The organism is Pseudoxanthomonas mexicana (genome assembly GCF_014397415.1).
GTDB lineage: Bacteria > Pseudomonadota > Gammaproteobacteria > Xanthomonadales > Xanthomonadaceae > Pseudoxanthomonas_A > Pseudoxanthomonas_A mexicana.
On the sequence record NZ_CP060731.1, the window covers coordinates 1,968,022 to 1,991,390 of the forward strand.

Annotated in this window: 22 protein-coding genes and 2 pseudogenes; 11 read left to right on the top strand and 13 right to left on the bottom strand. The window is 68.1% G+C overall.

Annotated elements, in window-relative coordinates; genetic code table 11:
• The first annotated feature begins 70 nt into the window (after positions 1 to 70).
• The gene (locus IAE60_RS09050) at positions 71 to 1,321 is read left to right on the top strand and encodes a putative DNA modification/repair radical SAM protein (RefSeq protein ID WP_187574596.1); all 1,251 of its coding nucleotides are present in this window, start codon (positions 71 to 73) and stop codon (positions 1,319 to 1,321) included.
• Positions 1,322 to 1,329: 8 nt separating this feature from the next.
• A pseudogene (locus IAE60_RS09055) lies at positions 1,330 to 2,127 on the top strand (TIGR03915 family putative DNA repair protein); the annotation flags it as partial.
• A 28-nt stretch (positions 2,128 to 2,155) separates the two neighbouring features.
• Here IAE60_RS09055 and IAE60_RS09060 read toward each other — a convergent pair.
• Positions 2,156 to 2,557: a GFA family protein gene (locus IAE60_RS09060; RefSeq protein ID WP_187574598.1), complete on the bottom strand. Its 402-nt coding sequence runs from the start codon at positions 2,555 to 2,557 to the stop codon at positions 2,156 to 2,158.
• 158 nt (positions 2,558 to 2,715) lie between these two features.
• Between IAE60_RS09060 and IAE60_RS09065 the strand changes: the two genes are divergently transcribed.
• Positions 2,716 to 3,639 (top strand): TolB-like translocation protein, encoded by a 924-nt coding sequence (locus IAE60_RS09065; protein ID WP_187574599.1) that lies wholly within the window; start codon positions 2,716 to 2,718, stop codon positions 3,637 to 3,639.
• Positions 3,640 to 3,734: 95 nt separating this feature from the next.
• Positions 3,735 to 5,300 carry a M20/M25/M40 family metallo-hydrolase gene (locus IAE60_RS09070; RefSeq protein ID WP_187574600.1) on the top strand — a complete coding sequence of 522 codons (1,566 nt, stop codon included), beginning with the start codon at positions 3,735 to 3,737 and terminating at the stop codon, positions 5,298 to 5,300.
• A gap of 66 nt (positions 5,301 to 5,366) precedes the next feature.
• Here IAE60_RS09070 and IAE60_RS18655 read toward each other — a convergent pair whose 3' ends face one another.
• Together IAE60_RS18655 and IAE60_RS18775 are read right to left on the bottom strand one after the other, a co-directional pair.
• The gene (locus tag IAE60_RS18655; protein ID WP_244966719.1) at positions 5,367 to 5,756 is read right to left on the bottom strand and encodes a DUF1428 domain-containing protein; all 390 of its coding nucleotides are present in this window, start codon (positions 5,754 to 5,756) and stop codon (positions 5,367 to 5,369) included.
• Positions 5,742 to 6,104: pseudogene (locus IAE60_RS18775) on the bottom strand (DUF1428 domain-containing protein); the annotation flags it as partial. The pseudogene IAE60_RS18775 and the gene IAE60_RS18655, both read right to left, overlap by 15 nt.
• Before the next feature lie 140 nt (positions 6,105 to 6,244).
• Between IAE60_RS18775 and IAE60_RS09080 the strand changes: the two are divergent.
• Positions 6,245 to 6,976 (top strand): hypothetical protein, encoded by a 732-nt coding sequence (locus IAE60_RS09080; RefSeq protein ID WP_187574602.1) that lies wholly within the window; start codon positions 6,245 to 6,247, stop codon positions 6,974 to 6,976.
• A 7-nt stretch (positions 6,977 to 6,983) separates the two neighbouring features.
• Here the strand turns inward: IAE60_RS09080 and IAE60_RS09085 are convergent, their stop codons facing one another.
• Positions 6,984 to 8,087, bottom strand: a complete 1,104-nt coding sequence (locus IAE60_RS09085; RefSeq protein WP_187574603.1) for a DUF1615 domain-containing protein — start codon at positions 8,085 to 8,087, stop codon at positions 6,984 to 6,986.
• A gap of 82 nt (positions 8,088 to 8,169) precedes the next feature.
• Here IAE60_RS09085 and IAE60_RS09090 point away from each other — a divergent pair, with 82 nt between their 5' ends.
• On the top strand, positions 8,170 to 8,853 hold the full coding sequence (locus IAE60_RS09090) for a GNAT family N-acetyltransferase (protein ID WP_187574604.1): 684 nt from the start codon (positions 8,170 to 8,172) through the stop codon (positions 8,851 to 8,853).
• Here the strand turns inward: IAE60_RS09090 and IAE60_RS09095 are convergent.
• On the bottom strand, positions 8,850 to 9,887 hold the full coding sequence (locus IAE60_RS09095) for a GlxA family transcriptional regulator (protein WP_187574605.1): 1,038 nt from the start codon (positions 9,885 to 9,887) through the stop codon (positions 8,850 to 8,852). The two genes, IAE60_RS09090 and IAE60_RS09095, sit on opposite strands and share 4 nt — an antisense overlap.
• A 100-nt stretch (positions 9,888 to 9,987) precedes the next feature.
• Between IAE60_RS09095 and IAE60_RS09100 the strand changes: the two genes are divergently transcribed.
• From IAE60_RS09100 to IAE60_RS09110, 4 genes are all read left to right on the top strand, one after another.
• Positions 9,988 to 10,746 (top strand): sterol desaturase family protein, encoded by a 759-nt coding sequence (locus IAE60_RS09100; RefSeq protein WP_187574606.1) that lies wholly within the window; start codon positions 9,988 to 9,990, stop codon positions 10,744 to 10,746.
• Positions 10,747 to 10,813: 67 nt separating this feature from the next.
• Positions 10,814 to 11,089 (top strand): STAS/SEC14 domain-containing protein, encoded by a 276-nt coding sequence (locus IAE60_RS18780; RefSeq protein WP_244966686.1) that lies wholly within the window; start codon positions 10,814 to 10,816, stop codon positions 11,087 to 11,089.
• Entirely contained in the window at positions 11,083 to 11,211 is a 129-nt protein-coding gene (locus IAE60_RS18785) for a hypothetical protein (RefSeq protein ID WP_484573270.1), read from the top strand. The genes IAE60_RS18780 and IAE60_RS18785 overlap by 7 nt, the downstream gene beginning before the upstream one ends.
• A gap of 428 nt (positions 11,212 to 11,639) precedes the next feature.
• Positions 11,640 to 14,204 (top strand): NHL domain-containing protein, encoded by a 2,565-nt coding sequence (locus IAE60_RS09110; RefSeq protein WP_187574608.1) that lies wholly within the window; start codon positions 11,640 to 11,642, stop codon positions 14,202 to 14,204.
• Positions 14,205 to 14,229: 25 nt separating this feature from the next.
• On the opposite strand, the gene IAE60_RS09115 is transcribed toward IAE60_RS09110, so the two are convergent.
• The 7 genes from IAE60_RS09115 to IAE60_RS09145 form a co-directional block, all read right to left on the bottom strand.
• Positions 14,230 to 14,781 carry a redoxin domain-containing protein gene (locus IAE60_RS09115; RefSeq protein WP_187574609.1) on the bottom strand — a complete coding sequence of 184 codons (552 nt, stop codon included), beginning with the start codon at positions 14,779 to 14,781 and terminating at the stop codon, positions 14,230 to 14,232.
• Positions 14,782 to 14,839: 58 nt separating this feature from the next.
• Positions 14,840 to 15,598, bottom strand: coding sequence for a hypothetical protein (locus tag IAE60_RS09120; RefSeq protein ID WP_187574610.1), 759 nt, complete (start codon positions 15,596 to 15,598; stop codon positions 14,840 to 14,842).
• 91 nt (positions 15,599 to 15,689) lie between these two features.
• Positions 15,690 to 16,334 (bottom strand): MarR family winged helix-turn-helix transcriptional regulator, encoded by a 645-nt coding sequence (locus IAE60_RS09125; RefSeq protein WP_187572011.1) that lies wholly within the window; start codon positions 16,332 to 16,334, stop codon positions 15,690 to 15,692.
• A gap of 73 nt (positions 16,335 to 16,407) precedes the next feature.
• A complete protein-coding gene (locus IAE60_RS09130) occupies positions 16,408 to 16,941 on the bottom strand; it encodes a hypothetical protein (protein WP_187572012.1) in 534 nt (177 codons plus the stop codon).
• Between the two features lie 16 nt (positions 16,942 to 16,957).
• A complete protein-coding gene (locus tag IAE60_RS09135) occupies positions 16,958 to 17,464 on the bottom strand; it encodes a hypothetical protein (RefSeq protein ID WP_187572013.1) in 507 nt (168 codons plus the stop codon).
• A gap of 10 nt (positions 17,465 to 17,474) precedes the next feature.
• On the bottom strand, positions 17,475 to 18,557 hold the full coding sequence (locus tag IAE60_RS09140) for an SMP-30/gluconolactonase/LRE family protein (RefSeq protein ID WP_187572014.1): 1,083 nt from the start codon (positions 18,555 to 18,557) through the stop codon (positions 17,475 to 17,477).
• A gap of 137 nt (positions 18,558 to 18,694) precedes the next feature.
• The gene (locus tag IAE60_RS09145) at positions 18,695 to 19,108 is read right to left on the bottom strand and encodes a DoxX family protein (RefSeq protein ID WP_187572015.1); all 414 of its coding nucleotides are present in this window, start codon (positions 19,106 to 19,108) and stop codon (positions 18,695 to 18,697) included.
• Between the two features lie 115 nt (positions 19,109 to 19,223).
• Here IAE60_RS09145 and IAE60_RS09150 point away from each other — a divergent pair, with 115 nt between their 5' ends.
• Positions 19,224 to 20,114 (top strand): LysR family transcriptional regulator, encoded by an 891-nt coding sequence (locus tag IAE60_RS09150; RefSeq protein WP_187572016.1) that lies wholly within the window; start codon positions 19,224 to 19,226, stop codon positions 20,112 to 20,114.
• Positions 20,115 to 20,127: 13 nt separating this feature from the next.
• On the opposite strand, the gene IAE60_RS18925 is transcribed toward IAE60_RS09150, so the two are convergent.
• Entirely contained in the window at positions 20,128 to 23,334 is a 3,207-nt protein-coding gene (locus IAE60_RS18925; protein ID WP_187572017.1) for a putative bifunctional diguanylate cyclase/phosphodiesterase, read from the bottom strand.
• Positions 23,335 to 23,369 lie beyond the last annotated feature (35 nt).

Consider the following 23,369-nt stretch of genomic DNA (forward strand, 5'->3'; position numbering starts at 1 on the left):
GTGGCGTCGGCTTCAGGGTCATGACGGATCGTCTCAGTCCCTGCATGCAGTCGCTCGCTAGAATCCGGCCATGCAACTGAAAGACAAGCTGGCGATCCTGGCCGATGCGGCCAAGTACGATGCCTCGTGCGCATCCAGCGGCGCGGGCAAGCGGCATTCGCTGGGCAAGGGCGGCATCGGCAGCACCGAGGGCATGGGCATCTGCCACTCGTACACGCCGGACGGGCGTTGCGTATCGCTGCTCAAGATCCTGCTGACCAATTTCTGCATCTACGACTGCGCCTACTGCGTCAACCGCGTTTCGAGCAACGTCCCGCGCGCGCGCTTCGCCACCGCCGAGGTGGTGCGGTTGACGCTGGAGTTCTACAAGCGCAACTACATCGAAGGGCTGTTCCTCTCCAGCGGCATCATCCGCAATGGCGACTACACCATGGAGCAGCTGGTGGAAGTGGCGCGGAGCCTTCGCGAGGATCACCGCTTCGCCGGCTACATCCACCTGAAGACGATTCCCGAGGCGTCTCCCGAACTGCTGGCCGCGGCCGGTCGCTACGCCGACCGCTTGAGCATCAACGTGGAACTCCCGACGGAAGCCGGCCTGAAGCAGCTGGCGCCACAGAAAGATGCGCCGGGCATCCGCGCCGCGATGGGCGAACTGCATACGCGCATCCTCGCTGCGAAGCCCAGCAAGCAGGAAGCGCAGCCGAAACGCCTCCGACCGCCGAAGTTCGCGCCGGCCGGGCAGAGCACGCAGATGATCGTCGGTGCCGATGCCGCGGACGACCGTGCGATCCTGGTCAGCAGCGACGCGCTGTACCGCCAGTTCCGCATGCGCCGGGTGTATTACTCCGCCTTCAGTCCCATCCCCGATGCCTCCACCCAGCTGCCGCTGCGCGCGCCGCCGCTGCTGCGCGAGCACCGCCTGTACCAGGCCGACTGGCTGCTGCGTTTCTACGGGTTCGAGGTGAAGGAAATCGTCGAGGACGTTCCGGGGCAGGGCGGCATGCTCGACCTGGACATCGACCCCAAACTGGCATGGGCGCTGCGCCATCCGGATCGCTTCCCGGTCGATCTCAACACGGCGCCGCGCGAGATGCTGCTGCGCGTACCCGGGCTGGGCGCACGCAACGTCCAGCGCATCGTCGATTCGCGCCGCCAGGGCAAGCTGCGCGTGGCCGACCTTGCGCGCCTGCGCGCGCCGCTGCAGAAGCTGCTGCCGTTCGTGGTGCTGCTGGACCACCACCCACGCCAGCGGCTGGACGATCCGGCGCGCCTGCGTCGCGAGCTGGCGCCGGCGCCGCGCCAGGCCGATCTGTTCGGCTGAGGCACACGATGTTCCGCGCCACCGTCACCCCGGCCTGGGATCTGGATGCGTGGCGTGCGCAGGCGCGCCATGCATGGGAGGCCGGCCTGCCGCCGGACGTCGTGGAATGGCAGGCGGATGCGCAGGGAGAACTGCTCGCCAGCGCCGCCGTCACCGATCAGCCGGCACGCCGGCAGGGCCTGTCGGTGCCGGCGGATTTCATGGCGTTCGCGGCCTCGGTGCTCTGCCATCGCGATCCCGGCCGGCACGCGTTGCTGTACCGTCTGCTGTGGCGCATCGGCAACGGCGAGCGCGCGCTGCTGGATCGCGCCACCGATGCCGACGTGCATCGCGCAACGCGCTGGGCACAGGCCGTCCGTCGCGATACCCACAAGATGAAGGCGTTCGTGCGCTTCCGCCTGGCCGAGGGCGAAGACAATGCCTACATCGCCTGGTTCGAGCCCGACCACTACATCGTCGATCGCGTGGCGCCGTTCTTCATGCGCCGCTTCGCCGGGATGCGCTGGGCCATCCTCACCCCTTATCGCAGCGTGCAGTGGGATGGTGAACATCTGTGGGCGGGCGAGGGCGCCCAACGTGCGGATGCCCCGGCCGACGATGCCGAAGACGCCTTGTGGCGCACCTACTACGCCAACATCTTCAACCCGGCGCGGCTCAACACCCGGATGATGCGGCAGGAGATGCCGCAGAAATACTGGAAGCATCTGCCCGAGACGCACCTGTTGCCAGACCTGGTCCGCGAGGCCGGCCGGCGCGTGCGCGACATGGACGAGCGCGAAGCGCAGGCGCCACGGCGGCGGATTCCGAAACGCCTGCGCAAGCGGGAAGACTGATTCAGGGTTGTCTCGGGAACGCCTGCAGGGCGGGATCGATAGGGGCCCATGCCGGCGCCGAGTCGGTCCAGATGACGGTGGTCGGCACGATGCCGGTGGCATCGTCGAGCGTGCCCACGCGGATCACCATGCGTTCGGTGTTCTCGCGTGCCTCGCTGAACATCGGGGTCCCACACCGGGGGCAGAACGAGCGCCGCATGTGGTTTCCGCTCTCGGCCATGCTGTCCCAACCGTCCAGTTCACCGTCCACCCGCACGGCATTGCGCGGGACGAGCATATTCACCGCCGCATTGCCGGTGCTCCAGTACTGGCAGTCGCGGCACCAGCACAACCGCACCGCAAAGGGCTCCGCGCTCAGTGTGTAGCGCACTGCGCCGCAGCGGCAGCCACCTGTCCGGGTCATCCTCCACCTCCATCTTGGGAAACGGATACCGTAACGGCGCGCCAGTCTGAGCGGAAGCGGTGCTCCGTTGAATCAGGCTCAAGGCTGCGTTGTGGAATGCTCGCTACGCGCTTGGGGCGAACCCGGGTAGGGTGGCGCCGGCTCAAGGGAGACGGATCATGAGGATGTGCCTGTTGTCGTCCGCCTGCGGGATCGTGCTGGGACTCTGGTGTTGCGATGCGTGGGCGGGTGATCTGCAGGTGCCGGCGCCGCCGGCGCGCTGGACGCCGCAGGCCTTGAGCACCGATCAGTACGAGTCATCGCCGGTGTTCTCTCCCGACGGACGCGAGCTGATGTTCTTCCGGGCGCCCCCGGCGTTCGATCGATACCGGCTGCGCATGTCGCGTTGCGAAAACGGGCAGTGGAGTGAAGCCCGCGAACCCGCGTTCTCCGGCCCCGACGCTGCGCTGGAGACCGATCCCGCCTACAGTCCCGACGGCGGATGGCTTTACTACGCCAGCGACCGGGCGAACGCGGGCGATCTGGATATTTGGCGCGTGGCGCGCGGTTCCGACGGACAGTGGGGTGAACCTGAGCGCCTTCCGGGACCGGTCAACTCCCCACAGACCGAACTGCTGCCGCGCCCGCTGGCCGACGGCCGCCTGCTGTTCGGCTCGCACCGGCCCGGCGGGGTCGGGGGCAGGGATCTCTACTTCGCCACGCCGCGTGGCAATGGCCACTGGGAGGTCGAGCCGCTGCCTGCGCCGGTCAACACTGCCGGCGACGAGTACGAGGCCGACCTGTCGCGCGATGGCCGCGTGCTGGTGGTCGTGGCCCATCGCGGTGTGCGTTCGCACCTGTACGTGTACGACCTGGACGCCGACGACTGGCACGAGCGGGGTCGTGTGCCTGCGCGCGAGGACGTGTTCCAGGTCGGTCCCCTGTTGTCGCCCGATGCGAAGCGCCTGCTGTTCGCCCAAGCCGACGGGCCTGCATCGGGCGAGTTCTTCCTGGTCGAACTCGCGCCCGGCAGCGATCCCGCGTGGCCACCGGCCTGTGCCAGCCCGGACGAGGGCGCGCGCCACGGGGGCGAATCGCGCTGAACCACGCGCTGCCTGTCGCGAAACGCCGTCCGTGTCGCGGCGCATGCGATCCAGCTCGTGTAAGGTCCGGGCATGGCAACCCACAGGGAGTCGTGATGTCCGGCCTGCGTACGCTTTCGATCAGCCTTGCCCTTGCACTGTCGTGCGCCACCGCGCTTGCCGCCCGCGCCGCGGATTCCCCACGCCCCGCTTACGCATGGACGACCACCGAGGCCTTCGACGTATCGCGCGTGCCGGCGTACGCAGGGCGCCATGATGCGGTGTACGCGCGCATCGATGCGGACCTGGAGGCGCATGTCGCGCATCTCCAACGCTGGGTGAGGCAGCGCTCCATCAGCGCACAGGACGATGGCATCGATGCGATGGCAGCGATGGTCGCCGACGATCTGCGCGCCTTGGGATTCGATGACGTGCGGCAGGTGGAGACGCCCGGCCATCCGGGCGTGCTGGGCTACTACGATGCGGGAGCCGCCCGCACACTGGTGGTGTACATGATGTACGACGTGCAGCCGGTGGAGGACAACTGGCGCATCGACGACCCGTTCGCCGGATCGCTGGTGGAGAACGAGCACGGCACCGTGCTGATGGCGCGCGGTGCGACCAACCAGAAAGGGCCGCAGCGGGCGTTCCTCAACGCACTGGACGCGATGATCAAGACCACCGGCACGCTGCCGGTGAACCTGTACGTCGTGGCCGAGGGCGAGGAGGAACTGGGCTCGCCGAACGTCGGACGGATCTTCGAGCCGTGGCTGGATCGCCTGCGCCAGGCCGACGGCGCCTTCTTCCCGATGAACATCCAGCGGCCCGACGGCTCCGCGTCGCTGAATCTGGGCGTGAAGGGCATCGTGTACTTCGAGCTGGAATCGAAGGGAGGCGCGTGGGGCGGGCCGGCCCGGTCCGAAGTGCATGGCTCGGTGAAATCGCTGGTGGATTCGCCCACGCTGCGGCTGGTGCAGGCGATCGCCTCCATGACCACGGCGGACGGCAACACCATCACCATTCCGGGTTACTACGCGCCGATAACGCCGCCGACCGTGGAACAGCAGCGCCTGGTCAATGCGCTGGCAGCCGGCGCCGACGATGTGGCGCTGCAGCGCAGCCTGGGCGTATCGCGCTGGATCGATGGGCTGACCGGACGCGAGGCCATCGTGCGCGACCTGTTCGAGCCGACGCTCAATGTGGATGGGCTGTGGAGCGGCTACACCGGCGCGGGCATGAAGACCATCCTGCCGCACGTCGCGACGGCCAAGATGGACTCCCGCCTGCCGCCCGGTCTCGAGCCGGAGGATGCCTACCGGATGATCCGTGCGCACCTGGATGCGAAGGGCTTCGACGACGTCGTGATACGCCCCCTGTCCGGATATCCCGCCGCCTCCACGTCGGTCGACGCTCCCCTGGTGCAGGCCATGCTGGGCGTGCTCAACAAGTACGGGGCCCCCGCGCGGGTGTCGCCGTGGCTGGGAGGCAGTGCGCCGTTCTATCAGTTCACGCGCACGCTGGGCCTGCCGTTCGTGTTCGGCGGGCTGGGATACGGCACCGGCGCGCACGGGCCGGACGAGTTCATGCTGATCCATCCCGCGCAGGGCGTGAAGGCGGCGGGCCTGGCCGACATCGAGAAGTCCTACGTGGACATCCTGCATGCGCTGTCGGAGCCCCGCTGAGGCGCGCGACAGACGTTTCCGCATGCCATCGCCCGTCCGGGGGCGAGCGATGGCGGTGTGCGAATCCTAGGCGCGCAGCTCCACCACGGGCGTGAATCCGCCGAACACCATGCGCTGTCCATCGAACGGCATGGGCGGGTTGTCCTTGTTGGACGGATCCATGCGCGGGTCTTCCATCATCTTCTGCATGCCGGCATCGCGCGTGGCCTTGTCCGGCCACTCCACCCACGAGAACGCGACGGTCTCGTCGTCCTTCGCCTCCACCGCGCGGAAGAAATCCGTCTGCGTGCCGCGCGGCACGTCGTCGCCCCAGCCTTCGATGATGCGCGTGGCGCCGAAGCCCATGAAGATCGTGTCGAAGGTGGTGGCGTAATCGGTGAACGCGGCCTTGTCCTTCGTCGGCGCGGCGAGGATGAAGCCGTCCACGTAGGACGAAGGCGTGGCGCCGTCGCCCAGTTCCAGCGTGGGCACGAAGCCGCCATAGATCAGGCGCTTGCCGTCGAACGGCATGGGGTTGTTCTCCGGCGACATCCGCGGGTCGTCCATCATCTTCTTCATGCCGGCGTCGCGAGTCGGCTTGTCCGGCCATTCGATCCAGGAGAACACCACGCTTTCGTCGGGCTTGGCCTGCACGGTCCTGCGGAAGTCGGTGACCTTGCCATCGGGCACATCGTCCTCCCAGCACTCGACCACGCGGTTTGCGCCCTGTTCGATGAACACGGGGTCGCCGAGGCGGGCGTGGTCGATGAACTTCTGCTTGTTGGCGGTGGGCACGGCGGCCACGAAACCATCGATGTACGGCATGGGGAAACCTCCGGAAACACGGCGCCGGGATGACGCCTTCCTGAACATGACGAACGGGGAGGGCGGAATTCGACAGGCGGCTGGCCGGTGTCCGCCGACGTGGGCGTTCAACCTGCCACGATCAGGACGAAGGTGGCGTGATGGCGGTTTCTGCAACGGGCGCGGTGCCGCGCCGACCGGGCCCGTGGGGCATCGGCAGCGGTGCGTGGATGTGGGGCCTGGTGGCCCTGGTGGGCGTGGGCTTCTGGAAGACCTATTTCAGCCGCCTGGGCCTGGCCGACGCGGTCACGCATCTGCACTCCGGACTGATGCTGGCCTGGATGGCGATGCTGCTGGCGCAGCCCTGGCTGATCCGCACGCGGCGCATGGCGCTGCACCGGCAGATCGGCCAGTTCTCCTACGGCGTGATGCCCGGCGTGCTGCTGACGGCACTGTGGCTGTCGCACCTGCGGATCGCGGCCGCCCCGCCGGAGTTGTTCGGCCTGCAGTCGATGCTGCTGTACCTGGGCACCGCCGCGTCGCTGATGCTGGCGCTGTTCTGGGGCTTGGCCATCGTCCACCGGCGCGAACCGGCCCTGCACGCGCGCTACATGGTCGCAACGGCGCTGGTGATGATCGACCCGGCGGCCGCGCGCCTGATGCTGGCGTTGCTGCCCGAGGGCGCGCGTTTCAATCCGTCATGGGGTGGTTACGCGGTGACGTTTGCGATCCTGGCCGTACTGATCGTGTTCGATCGCGCGGCGCCGCGCGGACGCGGCGTTTTCCGCTTCGTCGCCGCGGTGTTCGCGCTGAACTTCGTGCTTATGCACGTGGTGCCGGGAACGCCGGCGTGGCAGTCGTTCGCGCACGGGTGGGCGGCGCTGGGCGGTTGAGTCGGCCCTATCGCTGCATGCAACGTCGGTAACGCTCGTCCACGCGGGTGGCGAACCACGCCGTGGTCAGTTTGCGGGTGATCTTCGGGCTTTCCAGCGTGATGCCCGGGATCATCGCGCGCGGCAGCGGCTTGCCGGCGCGCGCTTCCGCCAGCGCGTAAACCCGCGCATACAGCGGGGTGTCGTCGAAATCGAGGCGGCTGCCGCGCTGCAGCGCCCCGCGGATTTCGCGCTCGTCCATGCGCAGCTCGCCGGCCAGGCGGCGCACGGCGCGTTCGGTCTGGCCGGGCTTGTCCATCGGGGCGCCCGGGTTCAGCAAGTCGCCGTCTAGCGCCAGCGTCACGCCGGCAGCGATGCCCACGGCGTTCTGGAACGCCGCATTGCGGCTGGCGTACCAGCCGGCGTTGTAGTCGGCGAAGCGGTGCACCTTGCGCGTGTACGGCGTCTGGTAGCCCAGCAGATGGGCGATGCCGAAGTACAGGCCGCCGCGCCGGGTGAAGACCTCATCGCGGATGCTGCCTTCGACCGGATAGGGATAGCGCGAGGCATTGGCTTCTGCGAACGGGATGCCCACCTGCATCGGCCCACCGGTCTGCACCGGGTTGTAGTCGGCGAACAGCCGCTTGCCCAGTGGCACGCTACCGATCAAGTCTTCGTAGAGATCGCTAAGGTCGCGCTCGGTGCGCACCGAACGCAGGCGCTCGGCATAGCGGCGGCCGTCGGGCGAGCGCACTGCCAGCGCCGCGTCAACCATGAACTTCGGTACGTGCAGGGCGGCCGCGCGGCGGTCGATCTCGCCACGGGCGATCTTCGGAAGATTGGCGACCGCCGGGTTGGCGACGTAACCGGATTCCTGCTCGGTGATGGCCAGCACCGCACAGATGTTCTCGCTGGTGGGCTCGATGCGCTGCGCGGCGAACGCGGTCTCGATGTCGGCGGCCCAGCGGTCGCGGTCCGACACCTTGGCCGGCATGCGCCGCACGATCTCGCTGCGCGTGTCGGCAGGCGGTCGCGTGGGGGCCGGCGGTGCGGTCACGCAACCGGCCAGCAGCAGGATGGACGCGGAAGTCGCGGCGCAGAACAGGGAACGGAGGGCGGGCGATGTGGTCATGCGCGCAGCATACGGAGCGCCCCCGCCGGATGCACCGGGGCCCCCTGCAGGGATAATCTTGATTCCTCCCGCGTGTACGCCGATGACGACGCCCCTCGACAACCCGTTCTGGTCCGCCCTCGCTTCGATCCATGACGGCATCGCCCTGCGCGCCGGCGAGGTGGCACGCTATCCCGCCGACCATGCGCCCTTCTTGGGCGTGGCCAATGCGGACGTGCGCGTGGGCGATGCGCTCCGTCGCCTGGTGGCGCCGGGAGAGTCGGTGTACCTGCTCGGGGTGGTACCCACGCTGCCGCCGGGATGGCAGCTGCAGGCGTTCCGCCCGCTCGCGCAGATGGTGTGCGACGCACCGCTCGCACCCACCCAGGGGCCGGAGATCGTACCGCTGGGCGACGCGCACCGCGAAGACGTGCTGGCATTGACCGCCCTGGTGTATCCGCATTACTTCCGGCCGCGGACGATGGACTTGGGGCGCTACTTCGGCATCTATCGCGACGGCCGCCTGGCCGCAATGATCGGCGAGCGCCTGGGCGACGACAGCCATCGCGAGATGAGCGCGATCTGCACGCATCCCGACTTCCATGGGCTTGGCTACGCGGGTTACCTCACCACCTGGCTGACCAACGACACGCTGGCGCATGGCCGGCAGCCGTTCCTTCACGTCAGCTACGAGAATCCGCGTGCGCTGGGTCTGTACGAACGCCTCGGTTACCGCGTGCGGCGCGACATCGGGTTCTGGTCGCTGCGCCGGATCGACGCGGGCTAACGCGCGCCCGCGTCCCGCAGCATCCGGCGCATGCCGCCGAAGCGCCGGCGGTACTGCGCTGGCGACAGCCCCACCTTCCGCCGGAACAGCCGGCTGAAGTACGCGGCGTCCTCGTAACCCACGGCCTGCGCGATGGCTTCGATGGCCTCGTCGCCGGTTTCCAGGTGCTGCTTGGCTTCTTCCAGTCGCAGCGTGTGCACGTACTCCAGCGGCGACAGTCCGGTGGCCTGCTGGAAGCGGCACGCAAAGGTGCGCTCGGCCAGGCCGCTGGCCTGCAGCATGCCGGCGACGGGCGCGGGCGTGTCGTAGTGCTGCGCGATCCACACCTGCGCCTGCGAGACAGCCGCGTCGGAGGTCGTCCGCGTGCGCGCCAGGCTGGCGAACGGCTGCTGGCCGGTCTGGTGCCAGTCGATCAGGAACACGCGCGCGGTCTGCATCGCGCATTCGATCCCGGCCACGCGCGCGATCAGGTACAGCGAAAGGTCGTGCCAGCTGGAGCCGCCGCCGCCCATCACCAGCCGCTGGTCGGGGCCGGCCGTGACGACGACGCGCTGCGGGTGCACGCGCACGTTGGGGTGGCGCGTGGCGAGCGCGTCGCAATACGCCCAGTGCGTGGTCGCGTCGTGGCCATCGAGCAGCCCGGTTTCGGCGAGCAGCATGGCACCGGTGCAGGCCGCGGCGATCACGCTGCCGCGTGCGTGGCAGTCGCGCAGCCAGCGGGCTTCTTCTTCGTAGCCGTGCAGGGCGATGTCGCCGGGATAGATCGCCAGGTCGGGGATGCAGATGTAGTCGGGCGCGGGCAGGTCGCGCAAAGCGACCTGGGGGGTGACGACGATGTCGTTGACGACATTCAGGGGCGCGGTGTCGCGTGCCACGATCAGCGGACGAAAGGCCGATTCGCCCGGCGGCAGGCCGATCATCGGCGGCCAGTCGCGGCCGGCCGAGTGGAACAGGTCGTACATGCCGTACAGCACCGAGGCGGCGGCGCCGTGGGTGGCGAGCAGGGCGATGGTGGGGCGTTCACGGCGCGGCATGACGGAAATGTCAGGTTGGCGGCGGAAATGGCTGCGGTGTCGAGGTGCAGCGGCCCGTATCGTGCCGCCTCCCCCGTAGTAGACCAGAGCCGTTACCGCCATGCCAACGCCCCTTGAACTCCTTCTGCATCCGCTGTCCTTCGCCTTCTTCGGCATGTACGCCGTGCTGATGCTGTGGGAGGCGATCGCCCCCGCGCGTGCCCTGCCGCGCATCGCACGCTGGCGTACGCGCGGCCTGCTCGCGGCGGTGCTCTACCTCCTGCTGTCCTCTTATCTGCCGATGCTGTGGACGCAGTTCCTGCTGCCGCTGCAGCTGTTCGACCTGAGCCATCTCGCCTGGCCGGTCGGTGGGCTGGTCGGCCTGCTGGTCTACCAGGCCTGCGCGTATGCATGGCATCGCGCCATCCACGGCAACGACTGGCTGTGGCGCTTCGGCCACCAGCTGCACCACAGCGCCGAGCGGCTCGATACCTTCAGCGCCTTCTGGTTCAGCCCGTTGGACACGTTGGGCTGGACGGCCGTCGGCAGCCTGGCGCTGACGGTGATCGTCGGCCTCAGTCCGGAAGCCACGACGGCGTCGCTGCTGGCGGCCACGCTGCTGGCGATGCTGACCCACACCAACGTGCGCACGCCGCGCTGGCTGGGCTGGTTCGTGGAGCGGCCGGAGATGCATTCCTGGCACCATGCGCGCGGCCTGCACCGGCAGAACTACTCCGAACTTCCTGTGTTCGACCTGTTGTTCGGCACCTTCCACAATCCCCGCGAGTTCGCCGCACAGACCGGATTCCACGAAGGCGGCTCTTCACGCGTCATCGAAATGGTGATGGGGCGCGACGTGACCCGCGATCCCGCTTCGTGAAGTCTTCTTGACGCCTTCGTGCACGGCGGCGGCTATGGTCGCCGCTTCCGCATGAGGGAGTGTCTGCATGATCGAAACCCTGACCAGCCCGCCATATGTGGCCGCGTACCGGTTCACCGGCCAGCTCAGCGGCGAGGACTACGATGCCTGCATCGCCGACCTGGAAGCGCGGCTGGCGCAGTTTCCGCGCATTGCCGTGCTGAGCGATCTCAGCGACATGCAGGGCGTGTCGCTGGAGGCGATCGGGCGATCGGGAAGGACCTGCGCTATGCGGCATCGAAGCTGGGCGAGTTCGGTCGGTTCGCGCGCGCGGCGATCGTCACCGACAAGCGGTGGCTGGTGACCGTGACGGAATTCGCAGCGCACCTGATGCTGAATACGCAGGTGCGTACGTTCGCGCAGGACGAGCGCGTACTCGCGCTCGCATGGGCTGCGGAACTCGATCCGCATACTCCCGCGCCTTGAACCTCTAGAGAAACAAGGCCCCACTGAGTGCCGCCAGCGTCATCCCCAGTCCCATGAAGGCCAGTCGGTGCAGCAGCGAGAAGGGGGCGGGTGCGCGGTGCATGGTGCTATCCAAACCTGAGTGGCGCGAACGCGCCGTGAAGCCCCTGTGGCACTTCCAACGCCGGAACGATCTGTGGCCGGCCAGATATGCTGGACAGGCGTCAGTTCGGGCACCTAGACTGCATCCTTCACGGGGGTGATCGATGCGCACAGGAAGTGGGAATGCGACCGAAGGTCGCGGCCGACGGATTCCGCGGAAGAAGTGGGCACGGTCGTTCCAAGCGATGGTCGGCGCTGGGCTCATCGGCTGTCTGGCCCAAGCGGCCTCGTTGAGTCTGCCTACGATTTCTACGGTCGCGGGGGGAGGAACTTCACAAGAAGAGGGGGTGCCTGCAGCCCAAGCTTTGCTCAAGTATCCGGAAGACCTGGCAGTAGACGGCGCTGGCAACCTTTATCTTTCGGACCGGTCTACGTTGCGGGTGCGGAAGATAGACACCCAAGGCGTCATCCGCACTGTCGCTGGCAATGGACAGGGTGGCTACAACGGGGACGGCATCGCCGCCACCAGCGCTACGCTCGTCCCGATGGGTATCGCAGTCGATGCGCAGGGTAATCTGTTCATCGCTGAAGATGTACGCATCCGCATGGTGTCGCCCAGCGGCGTTATCACCACCTTGGTAGGCGATGGCAACCGTGGTTTCTCCGGCGATGGCGGACCGGCGATCGCCGCCAGCATTAGTTCGCCGATCGATCCGGAAGTCGATGCGCAGGGCAATCTCTACTTTATCGACAGGGGAAACCGGCGTGTCCGCAAGCTGACCCCGGATGGTGTGATTAGTACGGTCGTCGGCAACGGCAGCTTCAGCGGCACCTTCCCCGAGGGTACGCGCGCGTTGGACGTGGGGTTCGAAGCCCAGGGACTCGGGATTAGCCCGAGCGGCGAAATACTACTGGTGGGCGGATTCGACCATCGCGTGTATCGCTTAGACCAGCAGGGTCGCTTGTGGACGGTAGCGGGAGGCGGCTTTTTCGGCGCCGATCCTATGGCGACGAATGTCGTGTTGCACGGGCTGCGCGACGTCGCGTCCGATGCGCGAGGCAATGTGTATGTGAGCCAGAACGCGATCGTGCAAATGATCGCACCAGACGGGGCGATCCATCTCGTCGCCGGCAGACACAACCGGCGCGATGGCTTTGCCGATGTGGAGACGGGTTACGGAGGAGATGGTGGCCCAGCGGTACAGGCATTACTGAAGGACGTTGTCGGTTTGGCGGTGACTCCTGACGGGCAACTGTTCGTTGCGGACCGAGGCAATGCGCGCGTCCGCAAGATCACTCCTGTGTCGCAGCCGGAGACGCCGGCAGGCATGTTCGCCTTGCGATGGGCCGGGGACAGGGACGGTGGTGGCGGTGCCGTCGTTTCCGGCGATTTCAATGGGGACGGGCGTGCTGATCTCGCTACAGTGTCGAAGCCGGGCCGGTATGACTACGAATACTGGGCTGTGGGAAGTGTCTGTCTGCTGTTGCAGTCATCCGCCGGAGCCTTCGAGGACGAGGGCAGTTCCTGCATCAACATGCCTGCGCCGACCGCGCCGCTGCCCACCCGTCCTTCGCCGACTTTTCGTGGCGTGGGACTGGCGGTTGCCGACATGAATGGCGACGGGATCGACGATGTCCTCGCATCGAGCGGCGCCGGCATCGCCATCGTGCCCGGCAGCCGGCAACGCGATTTCCGCTCCAGCTGGTTCTCAGGCGTCTGGAACACGCCCGCGGACGAGTTGGTCGTCACCGACGTTAATCGGGATGGCGCGCCGGACGTGGTCGTCCGCACGGTCGAATCGCGTGGCAGCCAGAATATGGGTCTGGGCATCTACCAAAGTTCCCGCTCCGGGGTGGCCTACTCCTTCCGCTTCATGCCGCTAGACTTCGATCTTTCCAGCCTACGTGCTGCCGATCTCAGCGGCGACGGGCGCGAGGACCTGGCGATGGGATACGTGCGCGGAAGCGGAGGCGAAGGCGGCGCTGCTGTGTTGCGCCATGATGGCCAAGGGGGATTCCTGTCGCCACAGCTGTACCCTGTCACCGGCAGCGGACGCGCTTCGGTGGCCGTGGGGAGTTTCAACGGCGATCGCAGGCGTGATCTGGCAGTCGCGCGAGTAGGCTACCAATCGGGAACGCTGATCCACATGTTCCATCAGGATCCCTATGGCGCGCTCCAGCCCGCGACGCCATTGGAAGCGACGCCGCAACCCACGGGCCTGCTTGCGGTGGATCTGGATAGGGACACGCTGGACGATTTGTTGGTGTTGGGGGGCTCGAATTGGTCAGTTGGCTACTATCAAAGCCGGTATGGACGCGGCCTGGATGCCCAAGTGCGATATGCGGTGTCGCCCCCCGACGAAGAAGACGTCAACACATTGGTGGCGACCGACGTGAACCATGACGGGCACCTAGACGTGGTGCAGGTAAGTTCCGGCCGTCTGGATTTCCTCTACGGCACCGGCAGACGCTGGGGCACCGCAGCGCCCGGCAGCCATCCGCTGCTACCGGGAGGGCAGGCAGTGCGCAGTGCAACTCCCCAGCCTCTGGCCACGACACTTGCCGTCGCGCCTTCATCCGCTTCATCGCGAACCATCGAGCAAGGTGGGCGATGGGGTTCGAGCCGCGATGCTCGCTGGTTGCAGTCGCTGCCGCAGCGTCTGGCGTGGACCACGCGCGCGGCGTCAATCATGCGCGGTTGGATCGCGCAGCTGTCAGGATGGTGCAGCTCTCTGTTGTCCTCAAACACTTCCGGTACCACGCCGGAGGCGCCGATGGAGCGTGTGCGCAACACGTTAGACGCGGGAGTCGCGCGCACCGCGTCCTCTTCAGGCACGTGGAAGCCGCCACAGAAGCGCAACCCGTTTGTACCGACCTCGATAGGATTGAGACGCTGCGACCGCTTCCGCTAGCGGCGGACGTAGACCTGAGCGTCCTTTAGGCGAAGGTCAAGCAATCCTGCGCGTCGCAGCCTCTCGCATGGGATGTCTTCGCGCCAGCGGCGGTAGCGATGGACTTTGCTTCGCCCGCCAGCACCGCGATCTGCGCCCCCAGCACCAAATCGCTGACCTGGCCGAAATGCCGGTGGCGAAGACGGCCCTGCGCGTCGATCAGCACCAGCGTCGGCGTGCCGCGCATGGCATAGGCCTCCATGGTCTGCGGGATCGGTCCGCGCGTGCCGGGGCGGTCCACACCGACCGGGAAGACGATGCGGTATTCGTGCAGGAACGCTTCCAGCGCCACCGGCGTCATCGCCGCGTGGTGTTCGAACACGGCATGCAGGCCGACGACGGCGACCTGTTCCGCGGAGAACGTCGCGTGCACGCGCGACGCCTGCGGGAGGCCATGCGACACGCAACCTGGGCACAGCATCTGGAAGGCCTCGAGCACGATGACCTTGCCGCGGAGCGCTTCCAGCGACAGGGCGCGGGAGGTGTTGAACCAGCGGTCCACCTGCCAGGGTGGCGCCGGGCGATCCATGGCATTCATGGGGATGTTCTCGTGGGGTCGCGGCCGGCCCATCCGAGCCGGCGCGAGCAGGGTGCGATTACTGGTTCGGCTTGCCGGGCAGGCTCAGGTTGCCGGAGGCGACCTTGAACACGTCCACCACGCACAGCAGCGGTGCGTGCACGCTGGCGTTGACGCGCAGGCCGGCGGTGACGCCGTCGAAGCTGCCCGCAGTGACCACGCCGATATCGTCGAACGGCACTTTCACTTCGACCGTCTCGGCATTCAGCGTCGGACTCCAGCCGGGGCTGTCAAGCAGGATCGGAAAGCCTGGCCAGGTCTTCGGGAGGCGCGGCTTGCTGCCTGCGCGAATGTCGACCACGCCCAGCGCGCCGGGACCGCAGGCGTCGTTCGGCTTCAGCACCACCCAATGGCTGTGCCAGAGGTCGCCGTCGTTATCGCGCCTGCCGTCGCCGTTCTCGTCGTACAGCGGCGTGTCGTCGAAATCGGGATGCGCGGTGACCGCCATCGCCAGGATGCCGGCGCCTTTCTCGAAGCCGACTTCGTACGGATCGATGGTGGTCGGCCACACGTAGGAGAACACGTCGCTGCCGGCCAGCTTGCCCGTCGCGGCGGGCGTGCTCTTGCCGGCCTTGCCGGACACCGCCATGTGGAATGTGGCGATGTTCTTGTCGGTGCTGATCTTGGTGTGGACGATGTCGAAATCGGCGGTCACCGCCTTGTTGGCGGTGGACGGGATACCGCCGGTGTGGGCCTTGCCGTCATGGGCGTGCACGCCGCCGATGGCCAGCGCGAGTGCGGCGGCCAACGCGAAACGTCGGGTGGTGTTCTGGCGCATAATGAAATTCCTCTTGCTTGCTCTTGCAGGGTGGGTGGGAGGTACCGGGCGGCGTCCGATGGCAGTCGGGCGCCGTCCTTCTTTTTTCCGCCTAGGGCGGAGTCGGTTGGCGGAAGCGGGCCACGCTTCCCAGCCGTTGTTCGTCGTCGGCAGGCTGCTGTTCGGCACAGTCCACGCGCAGTTCGCTGTCGCCGAAGGCCTTGTCCAGGAAGGCGCAGACATGCGGCGCGGTGCGTTCGCCCGAGGCGAACGGTCGGAAGAACTCGCAGCCCAGGCAGGTCCGCAGGCCGGTGGCCAGCCCCTGTTCCTGCGCTTCGTTGACCAGCAACTGGGTGACCCGCAACAGCGCGCCGAGGTCGGTTTCGTCGAGCGATTCGATCAGCGAACCCATGCCCTGGTCCGGGCGCTGCAGCTGGGTGGCCATGCGCGAGCCGGCCGAGGTCAGCTTCACACGGGCGGCGCGCGCATCGTCGGGGTCGGGTGTGCGGCGGATCCATTGCTTGCCTTCCAGCGCCTTCAGCGAGTCGCTGAGGCTGGCCGCCGACAAGCCCAGGCGTTCGGCGATCTGCCGCGCACGCAGGCCGTCCTGCACGCCCTGCAGCATGCGCAGCACGGCTGCCTGCGTCGGCGGCAGCGAGGGCGTGCCGTCCTGGCGCCACGATTGGGCGCGCACCAGGTGGGCGAGCTGTTCCAAGCCGCGCGTGGCCTGTCTGCGCTGAAAAGGGGTATCGATCATGGCAAATAAGTTAGGAGTCCTAACCAAATAAGTCAATGGCCGTTCGTCGGCACGATGCGGCAGGCCCACCGTGTCACCAGCGCACCATCGGCAGCGGATCGAGTGGATGGTGGCGCAGGCGCGTGAGCGTCAGTTCCGCCAACCGCCGGTGGAAGCCTGCGTCCGGGAAGGCCGCCATCACATCGCGCACGGCACGCCGCGAGAGGCCGAACCGGCGCATGCCCAGGCTGACGTCGATCCAGTCGGCGCGGCGGAAGGCCTCCACTGCGGGCGACGTGCCGGCCGGCGTGCGCATGAACTTGTGATGGCATTCGATCATCGCGTCGATTTCGACCATCCAGGCCGCCTTTCCCGTCTGGTGCAGGTAGTCCCTCGCGAGTATCCGCGAGGGTGGCAGGTAGTCGAACGTGCCGGCGGTCCAGATGCCGAGGTCATGGAAGGCCACGGCGATGCTCAGTTTCTCGAGCGCATCCGCATCGCCGGGCGCCAGTTGCCAGTAGAAGTTCGCCACCCGGTACGCATGGTGGCGATACCCGGTGGCGTCTTCACCCAATGACCCTGCGTGCGCGGCGAGCAGGGCGTCCAGCGTGGGCAACGCGGTCAGCATGGCCGCGCAAACCGGCTCAGGTCGCAGGCTGGGCCAACGTCGTGCGCCCACGGCGCAATGCGCGCACCTGCAGCACCATGCCCACGAGGAAGACCAGGAAGGTGCCGCCGACCAGTTTCTGCAGCAGCGGATCCTGCGGCCCGGACACCAGCGGCGCATCGATCGGCACGCGGGTCAGCGTCTCGGTGAAGCCGGGGATGAAGTGGAAGTACACCGTCAGCGTGAACGCCAATGCAGACGCGATATGCCGCCACGAACCCAGGACCGCGTTGCGGCCCAGCAGCACGGCGACCGCGAGCACGATCAGTGTCAGCACGGTCAGCCCGTGCGCTTCGCTCAGCTTGCCGGTGCGCATCAGGAAGAAGCTGGTGAGGCAGGTGGCGACGGTGAACCAGGTGTAGGTCTTGCCCAGCGGCGTTGCGTAACGGATGTCATGGTGGCGCAGCAGCGCGTACAGGCCGCCGAACAGCGAAATCAAGCTGATGGCGGTATGGAACCAACCGAACGGGGTGATGTTGAGCATGGGATGTTCCTCAAGGGGCAGGCGAAGGATCGGGAAGATCGAACTGCATGAGGTTCCAGCGGGTGACGTCCTCTTCCCACTCGTCGCCGGTCGCGGCGCTGAGCGGCAGGGCGAGGTTGGCGACGATCATGCGGCGGCCCTGCACGGCGCTGGCCGCCGGGAACAGCAGGGCACGCGGCGCACCCTGCCCATCCACGCCGAGGAAGTCGCCCGCCCGATGACGCACGCGGCCGCGCTCGTCCAGTGCGACCAGCGTGTCGATCTGGTTGGCGGATACCCACAGCAGGCCTTCGTGGAACAGCAGGCCGTCGGCACCGTAGACGCTGTCGGCCAGTACCTCGATGGCGCCGTCAGGCATGCGCTTGCGCAGGACGCGGCCGTCGCCGGCGTTGTTGATGTAGAGGATGGACTGGTCGGCGTTGAAGGCCATGCCGTTCGCGCCGAACGGCAATGCGCCGGTCGTCGCCAGCAGCGGATCGCGCGCGAACACGCCCACCTTGCACGGACGGCAGGTCGCCGCGTTCGCGATGCGGTAGACCGCGCCCTGGAACGAATCGGAGACATATAGCGTGCCGGCGCGGTCGAACACCAGGCCGTTGATGGCCGGGAAGCCCTGCGACCCGAACGTGATCGTGTCGTGGCTGCCATCGGGATTGTCGATGCGCCGTGCTGGCGGCGCGCGGGGCGACAGTGCGGCGAACGTGGCCACATCCTCGATCGCGCTGTCCGCATCGAAGCGTGCCGGCAGCCGCTGCAGTTTCGAGGCGCCGAAGTTCAGTACGTAGACCTGGCCATCGTGGAAGGCGACGCCGGTGAGCGGCGTCGGCCCGAAGTGACGCTGGGCCAGCAACCGGCCATCGGCGGCGAAGCGCAACACCTGGTTGTTGCGCGCCGATTCCGGCATGCGCGCGTCGAAAGTGCCGACGTACACCTCACCGGTCGCGGGATCGACATCCAGGCTTTCCGGATGACGGGCATCCGAGGGCAACGTGGCGAACGGCGTCACCTGCAGGCGCACGGCATCCGCGGCGACGCATACGCTCGCCGCCGACAGGGCGGCGAGACCGAAGGCGAGCAAGAGGCGACGGCGCATGCGTGGCTCCATCGAAGGGCAGAGCGCACGCTGGCATGGTGCTTCCCGTACAGGCTTGTACCCGCGTGCGGGCACGCGGCGGGAACGAAGAACGCCGGCAGGGCCGGCGTTCCGGGGGTGCATGAAGCGATGCTGCTTCAGCGGTTGTCGAGGCTCCAGCCGCCGGCGCCGCGGGCCGCCAGGGTGATGAAGCCACCGGCCAGGGCGAAGTTCTTCAGGAACATGATCTGCTGGATCTGGTCGCCCAGGTTGCTGTGGAACAGCACGGCGCTTGCAATCGAGAACGCCGCCAGCAGGCTGGCGACGATGCGGGTCCTGTAGCCGGCGACGATGGCCAGGCCGCCCAGCACTTCCAGCGCGATGACCAGCGGCAGCAGGGCGCCGGGGACGCCGACGGACTCCATGTAGCCGGCGGTGCCGGCGTAGGCGGCCAGCTTGCCCAGGCCGGAGATGACGAACAGGGAGGCCAGCAGGCTGCGGCCGACGAGATCGGCGGCGCCACGCAGGGCGGGAATACGGGTGGTGCTCGCGGTAGCGGTGACGGTGGACATGGTGGACTCCGGGGAATGAGGGGTGGGTGCAGCGGGTACGGAGGGCAGATTAGGGCGTGGCAAGGCATCCCGGAAGCCTATATATTTCGATGAAAACCATCGTCTGGGGCGATACATGCTGGATGCCATCACGCTCGACCAGCTCCGCACCTTCATCGCCGCCGCCGAGCAGGGCAGCTTTTCCGCTGCGGGCCGCAAGCTGCGCCGTGCGCAGTCGGTGGTCAGCCAGACGCTGGCCAATCTCGAGCTGCACCTCGGCGTCAGCCTGTTCGACCGCAGCGCCCGTTACCCGCAACTGACCGAGGCCGGCCGACTGCTGCTGGTCGAAGCGCGCGCGGTCGCCGAGCACATGGACACCTTCAAGGCGCGCGCCCGCAGCGTGGCGGAAGGACTCGAGCCCGAACTCTCGGTGGCCGTGGACGTGATGTTCCCCATGGGTGCGCTGACGCGCGCCGCCACCCACAGCCGCGCTGCGTTTCCGCACACGCCGCTGCGGTTGTACGTGGAGGTCCTGGGAGGCGTGATCCAGCCCGTGCTGGACGGCAGGTGCCGCATCGGCGTGGTGGGCTCGCTGCCGGACCTGCCCGCCGGTGTGGTGGCCGAACCGCTGCTGGCGGTGCCCTTCGTCACGGTCGCGGCGCCCACGCACGCGATGGCGGCGCAGCGCGGCACGGTGCCGGTGAAGACCGCGGCGAAGCATGTGCAGCTCGTGCTGACCGATCGCACGCCGTTGACGGCGGGGCGCGATTTCGCGGTGCAGTCGCCGCTCACCTGGCGCCTGGCCGATCTGGGTGCGAAGCACGCCTTCCTGCGCGCGGGCCTGGGCTGGGGCCACATGCCGCTGCACATCGTCGAAGAGGATCTCGCTGCGGGCCGCCTGAAGCGCCTGCGCATCGCCGATGCGGATCCGCGCTATGCGCAGATGCCGATGCGTGCGGTCTGGCGCAAGGACACGCCGCCCGGACCGGCTGGACGCGCGTTCCTGGACCAGTTGCGCGCGGACTGAAGCTGGCGCCCGCTCAGCCCATCGGCTGGCGCAGCTGCCCGCGCGCCAGCGCGGTCGCTTCATCCACTTCCATCGGCCGGCCGAAGAAATAGCCCTGCATCTCGTCGCACTGCATCTGCTGCAGTGCGTTCATCTGTTCCACGGTTTCCACGCCTTCGGCGATGGTGCGCAGGCCCATTTCGTGGGCCAGCACCAGGATCGTGCGGGCGATGGCGCGATCGGTGCTGTCCTCCGCGGCGATGCCGTCCACGAAACTGCGGTCGATCTTGATGACGTCCAGTGGCAGACGCTGCAGGTACGACATGCTGGAATAGCCCGTGCCGAAGTCGTCCAGCGCCAGGCGCACGCCGAGTTCGTGCAGCGACTGCAGGATCCGCTGCGCCGCGCCCATGTCCTCCACCAGCACGCTCTCGGTGAGTTCCAGGGTCAGCGCGTCGGCCGGCAGCGCGTGCCGCTGCAGGCAGTCGGCGATCCACGGCGCCAGCGTCGGCTGGCCCAGCTGGCTGGGCGACAGGTTGACCGCCATGCACAGCGTGCGCAGGCCCATCGCCCGCCAGCGGGCCAGTTGCTGGCAGGCCTGTTCCAGCACGAAGTGGCCGATGTCCTCCATCAGGCCCGCGCTTTCGGCCAGCGGAATGAAGACCGACGGCGGTACCTCGCCCCATGCCGGATGGCGCCAGCGTGCCAGCGCCTCGAAGCCGATCAGTTGCAGGGTGTCGCCCGCCACCACGGGCTGGTATGCCAGGCGCAACTGGCCGCGCGCCACGGCCTCGCGCAGGGCGGTGACGCGGCTCAGGCGATCGTTGGCATCCTGCTGCGCGCCGGCCGAAGGCAGCCGCACCTGGTTGCGTCCTGCGCGCTTGGCCAGGTGGCGCGCGTCGTCCGCGCTGCGGAGCAGGCTCTGCAGGTCGATGCCGTGTTCGGGCGCATGCGCCAGGCCGATGCTGGCGGTGACGGTGAACGAGGGATGGGTGGAGTACAGCGCGATCGGCTGTCCCACCGCGCGCCGGATCTCCTCCGCCCAGCGGCTGAGCTGGTCGATGTCGGTATCGATGAAGTGCACCAGGAAGCCTTCGCCGCCATAGCGGTACACGCGGCCCTGTTCGCCCACCGCGCCCGAGATGCGCTGGCCCATGCGGCGCAGCACTTCGTCGCCGCCATCGTGTCCGAACGAATCGTTGACCATGCCGAACCCGTCCAGGTCGACGATGGCCAGCCCGTGCCCTGACGGCGCCTGCGTGCCGATCTGCTCGGTGATCAGGGTCGCCTGCGCCGAGAACCGCGGCAGGCCGGTGGCGCTGTCCATCGCGGCCGCATCGTTGAGCCGTCGCTGCGCATCGAGCCGGCGTTCGGTCTCGGTCAGCAGCGAGCGCGCCGTCTCCGCCGCCTCGGTGGAGCGGCGCCGCGACAGGTCGAGCAGGAACAACACGAACGCGATCAGCAGGCCGCTGCTCAGGCCGCCCACGACGAGTGCGCGCGGCAACGCGAACGAGGTCAGCGAGGGCGGTGCCCACAACGAAAGCTCCACCTCGTGGCCGGGCAGGGCGACGGTCTGCACCGACAGCGGCTCGCCGAAGGTCTGGCCCTGTTCCACCGTCGCCATGCCATCCGCGGTCGCGCGTACCGGGCGGTCGGAGAACACCGCCTTGTTGAGGGTCATGACGAAGCCGTCCAACGCGATGAAGGCCTGCGTGCGCCGCCCGGCTTCGTCCACCGTCAGCCACCACCCGCCCGGCACCGGCTGCAGCAGGCCTTCGTCGGCGACCGGCGACGGTGGCGACGGCGCGGCAGGTGCGTCGAACCCCGGTTCGACCCAGCGGAACTCGCCTGCATCGCCCACGCTGCGCACCACGCGGAACGCAGCGAACGCGCGGACCATGTCGGCGACATGGCGGTCGAACAGCGCTTCCGCCATCTCGGGACGCGCGGCCACCAGCGACGACGACAACTGCCGCAGCGCGCCGCGACGGAGTTCCACGCCGCGCAGGAAGGTCGCCGATGCGCTCGCCGTCTGGGTTTCCATCACCCGGCGAGCCATCGCATCGCGGTCCGCGCTGGCGGCCAGCCAGAACATGCCGCCCAGCGTCAGCGCGGCGGCCATCGGCAACACGCCGAAGAGACGCTCGCGCAGGGAATTCTCGCCCGCGACCGCCAGCGCCAGGCCCATCGCGACCAGCTGCGCCGTCGCGGTCAGCGAAATCTGGTAGACCGACATGCCTTCGCGCGGGTAGGGCAACTGGATCAGCAGGCCCAGCGCCGCCATGCCCGCCACCGACGCCATCGCGATGCCCAGCCCGCGCACGAGGCCCCAGCGCACGTTCTCCCAACGCTGCAGCGCCTGTGGCAGCAGGGCCACCCCCACCCACGCGGTCAGCACGCCGTAGTCGGTATAGCCGCCGATCAGGGGCGTGCTGGCGCGGGGAAGCCATCCCACCCGGTGCAGCAGGGCGTTCAGCGGGGTGGTGACCTGGCCCAGCGTCTGCAGCAGCGTGAGCAGCAGGGGGGCCGCCACGATGGCCATCAGGAGCCAGGCGGCATGCTCGCGGTCGCGTTGGCGCAGCAACAGGGCCAGCGCTAGCAGGGCGACGGCCAGCGTCGATACCGGGCGCATGGGCGGATAGTCCACCCCCATCCTGCCCACCAGGCTGCCGGGCACGTGCCAGCCCACCAGGGCCAGCACCGCGAACGCCAGCACGAAGGCGATCAGTTCGGCACTGGTGTCCAGGGCCTGTCCCGCCCGCAGTGACGGCGTATACACCAGCAGGAAGATCGCCAGCGCCGAGAGCGCAAGCGACCAGCCGATATCGGCCGCCGGGGCATGGGGTTGCAGTGCGCCCAGGACCGGCTGCACGGCGAGCAGCAGCAGCGCCGCCGCCGACACGCGCATCACGAATTCGGGCCAGTACCCCCGCCACAGGCGGGCCCAGGCGATGACCGCCGCGGCCGCCAGCACCAGGCACGTGCCCAGGCCGTGGAACTGCCACAGATGCAACACGAACAGCAGCGACAGCAGGCCCGCCACTGCGCCGCGCACCTGGCGGTGTTCGCTGCGCCAGGTGGCGATGGCCACCAGCACCCCGACCAGCGGCACGCTGTCGTCGACGAAGTGGCCACTGCCCATGTTCGCCAGCATGAAGCCGGCCGCCATCGCCCATGCCAGCGCGGCGGCGAAACGCTGCGCCCACTGCACGGGCCGCCATAGGTCCTGGTGTATCGCCAATGCCATCCCCTGCGGGGCCGACACCCCGTGCCCCT

Coding starts and splice junctions, on each gene's coding strand:
- IAE60_RS09115 (WP_187574609.1), bottom strand. CDS start 14,781: ATGAATGCCATGGATCGCCCGGCGCCACCCTGGCAGGTGGACCGCTGG.
- IAE60_RS09135 (WP_187572013.1), bottom strand. CDS start 17,464: ATGCTCAACATCACCCCGTTCGGTTGGTTCCATACCGCCATCAGCTTG.
- IAE60_RS09060 (WP_187574598.1), bottom strand. CDS start 2,557: ATGACCCGGACAGGTGGCTGCCGCTGCGGCGCAGTGCGCTACACACTG.
- IAE60_RS09100 (WP_187574606.1), top strand. CDS start 9,988: ATGCCAACGCCCCTTGAACTCCTTCTGCATCCGCTGTCCTTCGCCTTC.
- IAE60_RS09125 (WP_187572011.1), bottom strand. CDS start 16,334: ATGATCGATACCCCTTTTCAGCGCAGACAGGCCACGCGCGGCTTGGAA.
- IAE60_RS09050 (WP_187574596.1), top strand. CDS start 71: ATGCAACTGAAAGACAAGCTGGCGATCCTGGCCGATGCGGCCAAGTAC.
- IAE60_RS09070 (WP_187574600.1), top strand. CDS start 3,735: ATGTCCGGCCTGCGTACGCTTTCGATCAGCCTTGCCCTTGCACTGTCG.
- IAE60_RS09090 (WP_187574604.1), top strand. CDS start 8,170: ATGACGACGCCCCTCGACAACCCGTTCTGGTCCGCCCTCGCTTCGATC.
- IAE60_RS09120 (WP_187574610.1), bottom strand. CDS start 15,598: ATGCGCCAGAACACCACCCGACGTTTCGCGTTGGCCGCCGCACTCGCG.
- IAE60_RS18780 (WP_244966686.1), top strand. CDS start 10,814: ATGATCGAAACCCTGACCAGCCCGCCATATGTGGCCGCGTACCGGTTC.
- IAE60_RS09065 (WP_187574599.1), top strand. CDS start 2,716: ATGAGGATGTGCCTGTTGTCGTCCGCCTGCGGGATCGTGCTGGGACTC.
- IAE60_RS09145 (WP_187572015.1), bottom strand. CDS start 19,108: ATGTCCACCGTCACCGCTACCGCGAGCACCACCCGTATTCCCGCCCTG.
- IAE60_RS09130 (WP_187572012.1), bottom strand. CDS start 16,941: ATGCTGACCGCGTTGCCCACGCTGGACGCCCTGCTCGCCGCGCACGCA.
- IAE60_RS09150 (WP_187572016.1), top strand. CDS start 19,224: ATGCTGGATGCCATCACGCTCGACCAGCTCCGCACCTTCATCGCCGCC.
- IAE60_RS09080 (WP_187574602.1), top strand. CDS start 6,245: ATGGCGGTTTCTGCAACGGGCGCGGTGCCGCGCCGACCGGGCCCGTGG.
- IAE60_RS09140 (WP_187572014.1), bottom strand. CDS start 18,557: ATGCGCCGTCGCCTCTTGCTCGCCTTCGGTCTCGCCGCCCTGTCGGCG.
- IAE60_RS09095 (WP_187574605.1), bottom strand. CDS start 9,887: ATGCCGCGCCGTGAACGCCCCACCATCGCCCTGCTCGCCACCCACGGC.
- IAE60_RS09085 (WP_187574603.1), bottom strand. CDS start 8,087: ATGACCACATCGCCCGCCCTCCGTTCCCTGTTCTGCGCCGCGACTTCC.